The sequence below is a fragment of the Enterobacter cloacae complex sp. P14RS genome, from assembly GCF_014895895.1.
Taxonomy (GTDB): Bacteria; Pseudomonadota; Gammaproteobacteria; order Enterobacterales; family Enterobacteriaceae; genus Enterobacter; species Enterobacter bugandensis.
This window is the reverse complement of the sequence record NZ_JADBQM010000022.1, coordinates 1-3590: the sequence shown is the minus strand read 5'-3', so window position 1 is coordinate 3590 and position 3590 is coordinate 1. Positions and strand designations below refer to the sequence as shown.

The window sequence follows — 3590 nt, the reverse complement described above, 5'->3', positions numbered from 1 at the left end:
AGGGCGTCAGGGTCGGTCTCGCCGCCCGCCGCCTGGATCGCCTGCAGGCGCTGGTCTCTGAAATTGAGGCTGCTGGCGGTGAAGCCATTGCGCTGGTTATGGACGTCACTGACCCGGCCTCGGTTAATGAAGGGGTCGCGACACTGCATAAACGCTATGGCCACATTGATATCGCCTTCAATAACGCCGGGCTGATGCCGATCTCTGATATTGCCAGCCTCAAAGTCGATGAATGGCACCAAATGGTAGACGTGAACGTAAAAGGCCTCTTTAACACCGTAGCGGCCGTACTACCGATTATGCAGTCGCAGCGGTCTGGTCACATCATCAATACCTCGTCGATCGCTGGGCGCAAAACGTTCCCCGGACTTGGGGTGTACTGTGCAACGAAGCACGCCGTTGCCGCCTTCTCGGATATTTTGCGTATGGAAGTGGCGCCGCAGTTCAACATTCGCGTCACCTCACTCCAGCCGGGTGCCGTAGAAAGTGAATTATTCGAGCATATCAGTGACGAAAATTATCGTGCGCAGATGGAACAGCTGAAGGAGAAGATGACGTTCCTGAAAGCCGATGATATCGCCGACTCGATTGTTTACGTGCTGCAGGCACCGGAACATGTGGATGTGGCAGAGCTGTTTATTATGCCGACCGAGCAGCCGTGGTAAGAAAGTAAAGCGGGTCAGGCAATGGCCTGACCCGCTAATTTTCATCCGCAACGTTAGTTTGCAGATGCCGTCGGTCTGATCGTAATTTCTGTTGTATCGACACTCTCAGGCGCCTCGATGATGTGGCGCACAGCGCGGGCGATATCAGCAGGTTTGAGGGCAATAGCACGGTACGCGTCCATCGCCGCCATAGTTTCCGGGTGCGTAATGGTCGAGGCCAGTTCGCTTTCCACTACCCCAGGGTTAACGCAGGTCACGCGGATGTTCGAACTTTCCTGACGTAAACCATCCGAAATCGCCCGTACGGCGAATTTGGTGGCACAGTAGACGGCAGCCGTGGGCACCACGGACAAGGCACCAATCGAGCCGATATTAATGATTTGTCCCGAGCCCTGGGCTTCCATAATCGGCAGAACGGCGCCTATCCCCCACAGCACGCCCTTGATATTCACGTCAATGGTGCGCTCCCACTCATCCTGCTTGCCTGCCGAAAGCGGAGAAAGAGGCATGATGCCCGCGTTGTTAATCAGCACGTCAATGCGGCCCCACTTTTCACGCGCTGCCTGTACGAAGTCAGCCATCGACTGGCGGCTGGTAACGTCTAAGACTGCGGCCTCTGCTTCCCCCCCTGCACTGCGGATTTCAGCAGCCAGGGCGTTGATGCGATCCAGCCTGCGAGCGCCCAGGAAAACGTTCGCGCCAGCCTTGCCTAACTCTCTGGCAATACCTTCTCCGATACCGCTTGATGCACCGGTAATTAAGATAACTTTGTTCATATTTTGCTCCTTACGTTGAGTTCAACGTGATAATAGATACTCACCATTGTTTCTTGTATCCTGCATTTACTGGACTCACTGGTTAGCAATGTTAAACAATGAAAATCGATCTCAATCTGTTACCTGTTTTTCTGGCGGTCGCCGAGGAGCGCAGCTTTAGCGCTGCCGCCGCGCGGCTGGGCATAACCCGCTCCGCTGTCAGTCAGGGGATTAGGCGTCTTGAAGATGGTTTTCAAACCCTGCTGGTGATGCGCACCACGCGCTCGGTAAGCCTCACTGAAGCAGGGGAACGGCTGCGTAAATCGTTGCAGGCTCCCATCGCCAATATTGAAGCGGCATTTGAAGACATCGCGTCGGACAGCACACCGCGCGGCCAGCTCAGAATCGCGGTCACCTCAATCGCGGAAGCGTTTCTCTCTGGCCCGCTGCTCGCTTCGTTTGCGGCTGCGCATCCTGCGGTATCGCTTGATATCTTCGTGTCGGACGAGGAGTTCGATATCGTGGCGGCGGGCTATGACGCCGGGGTAAGGCTGGGTGAAGTTATTGAAAAAGACATGATCGCCGTTCCCCTTACGGGCCAGCAGCGTGAGAGGGTGGTGGCTTCACCGTCCTATCTGGCGACTCACGGTGTACCTGAGCACCCCCGCGAGCTGGTGGCTCACCGGTGTATCGGCTGGCGCCCAGCCCCGGGCGTTGCCCCCTATCGCTGGGAATTTGAGGAGGCGGGCGTTCCTTTCGATGTGGCGATTGAACCGCAGATCACCACAAACGATCTGCGCCTTATGCTCAGCCTGGCACTGGCCGGCGGCGGCATAACCTTAGCCACGGAGGATACATTCACTCCGTATATTGAAACGGGGCAGCTTGTTGCCCTGCTGGATACGTTTCTTCCGTCTTTTCCAGGCTTTTATCTCTATTTTCCCCAGCGTCACAATATGGCGCCCAAGCTAAGAGCCCTGATCGAGCACGTCCGCCAGTGGCGACAGCCAGCGGCAACGCAAAGCGTTCAACGCTAACAAGGCCAGAAACTTTCATGCAGATTTTCCTTACCCTGCCGCTGCCCTTTGATAAACATCAACGACACCGCCCTCCTCCCATGGAAAAGTAAAAACGGACACAATTCACTCAGGGGATATGTCGTGCCGGGGATGGCTTAACGATGTATCCCGTACGCTGGACAAGACATCACACAAGGATGGAGCCTTAAAATGTACAGACCCATGGTCGTTATTTTCTTTATTCTGCTGACCCTTGCAGCCCTCATAGAAATAGGTTTTTTATCCTTCGGGTGATCCTCAAGCAAGGGGGCGCTGGCCTGGGTACTTTGATCTCATTACAGTTTTTTCCTAAAGCCACCCCGCTTCGTCTGTGCCATGCTGAATCACGCTCATAACCGATAACGTTAAATGAGGATATTATGAAAAAAACAATTATCGCATTATCTGCCGTTCTGCTGGCTTCCCCAGTATTTGCTGCGACCACACATGCAACTGACGATACCGTCGCTGCGGCGAACGCAAACGCCAACGAAGCGAAGCAAAAACTGCACGAAGAGCAGAACAAGGGCGAAGAGCTGAAGCTGAAACAGCAGCATGCTGCGGAAGGTAAGAGCGAAAGCCTTGGCAGCAAAGTCAGCGAAGATTCCCAGAAAGCCTGGCATAAAACCAAAGAAGGCACCGAGAAGGGGTGGGATGCCACTAAAGAAGGCGCAGAGAAAGGCTGGAACAAAACCAAAGAAGGTGCCAGCGAGCTGGAAAAGAAAGTTACTGAATAACCGACACACTCACCTCAGGGCCGCGTTAGCGGCCTTTTTTATTGCTTCAAATAAAAGCGATACGTCGTGTATATCTGCCCCTTTTTGTTCGCCGCCTTATGACGACAGAGGGGATCGATGCAAATGTCCGGATGCCCATCTCTGTGGTCATTTTTTTCGCCCTCAGTATCAGGTTAATGAATGACCGTATTGAAAATACAGCAGGTTATTATAATTCCTGCTCGCAGTAGCATAATTCCAACACCACATAAGAATATATTTTAAATCCCTTTTAATATAATATATCTTACATCAAAAATGTTATCCTAACTTAAACCATGATTAAGCAGCTTTAAATAATAAAATTTTTAATTTCATTCAAAGAATACAATACCA

Annotated in this window: 4 protein-coding genes; 3 read left to right on the top strand and 1 reads right to left on the bottom strand. The window is 52.6% G+C overall.

Annotated elements, in window-relative coordinates:
* Positions 1–665: SDR family oxidoreductase (locus IM295_RS18030; RefSeq protein ID WP_226859507.1), on the top strand; the 665-nt coding region annotated here is incomplete at its 5' end.
* 53 nt (positions 666–718) lie between these two features.
* Here IM295_RS18030 and IM295_RS18025 read toward each other — a convergent pair.
* Positions 719–1441 (bottom strand): SDR family oxidoreductase, encoded by a 723-nt coding sequence (locus IM295_RS18025; RefSeq protein WP_047367534.1) that lies wholly within the window; start codon positions 1439–1441, stop codon positions 719–721.
* Positions 1442–1539: 98 nt separating this feature from the next.
* Between IM295_RS18025 and IM295_RS18020 the strand changes: the two genes are divergently transcribed.
* Together IM295_RS18020 and IM295_RS18015 are read left to right on the top strand one after the other, a co-directional pair.
* Positions 1540–2457 carry a LysR family transcriptional regulator gene (locus tag IM295_RS18020; RefSeq protein ID WP_059358047.1) on the top strand — a complete coding sequence of 306 codons (918 nt, stop codon included), beginning with the start codon at positions 1540–1542 and terminating at the stop codon, positions 2455–2457.
* A 401-nt stretch (positions 2458–2858) separates the two neighbouring features.
* Positions 2859–3215, top strand: a complete 357-nt coding sequence (locus IM295_RS18015) for a hypothetical protein (RefSeq protein WP_014884928.1) — start codon at positions 2859–2861, stop codon at positions 3213–3215.
* Positions 3216–3590: the final 375 nt, after the last annotated feature.